The sequence below is a fragment of the Mesorhizobium sp. M7A.F.Ca.US.014.04.1.1 genome (assembly GCF_003998745.1).
Classification (GTDB): Bacteria; Pseudomonadota; Alphaproteobacteria; order Rhizobiales; family Rhizobiaceae; genus Mesorhizobium; species Mesorhizobium ciceri.
Window position 1 is genome coordinate 1 of the sequence record NZ_RZRW01001364.1, and the last position, 582, is coordinate 582.

The window sequence follows — 582 nt, forward strand, 5'->3', positions numbered from 1 at the left end:
GTCCGGGATGGAAAAAGGCGTCCCATCCGGAAAGATGCCCCGCGCGGACAGAATCGAGATCTGGCCGGCTTCCAGCAACGCCTGGTCCAGCGTCAGCTGTTGGAAACCGAACGTATGCAATTGCCCGGCCTGCAACGCGCCGCGCACCGTCGCCTCGAAAAAGCGATCCTGCTGCTGGAAATGCTGGGTCCGCAGGAAAAGCCCTTCGGACCATAGCACCCTGTTTGCATTGCTCATGCCGCTACTCTCTGTATCGAGCTCCCCTTGCCCTTTGCCGCTAGGCGGAAATGCCGCCGCTGCCAAGCGTGACGTTGATCGTGAATTTCGATCCCGACGACACCGACTTGGTTGTCCGCCAGTTCCGGCCGCCGGGCTCGCGGATCAGAGCAACAAAGCCCAGCGCCGTCGCGTCCGGCTCGACCGTGATGGTTTTGGATGCGGATTTTCCCGGCCCGACGGAAATCTGGTCGGATCCGATGAGATCGCCCGCCAGCGCCGTGCCGGCATCCCCCTGCAGCGCGAAATAGTCGGCGGAATTGAATTTGCCGGTGCTTTTCAGCCGCATCACCAGGATCGTTACCG

Annotated in this window: 2 protein-coding genes; both read right to left on the bottom strand. The window is 61.7% G+C overall.

Features of this window, described 5'->3' with window-relative positions; genetic code table 11:
- Positions 1-237 (bottom strand): type VI secretion system baseplate subunit TssK (tssK, locus tag EOA22_RS36560; RefSeq protein ID WP_164756333.1); only part of this gene is annotated, 237 nt, incomplete at its 3' end.
- Positions 238-277: 40 nt separating this feature from the next.
- Positions 278-582 (bottom strand): type VI secretion system lipoprotein TssJ (gene tssJ / locus EOA22_RS36565; protein ID WP_127390762.1); only part of this gene is annotated, 305 nt, incomplete at its 5' end.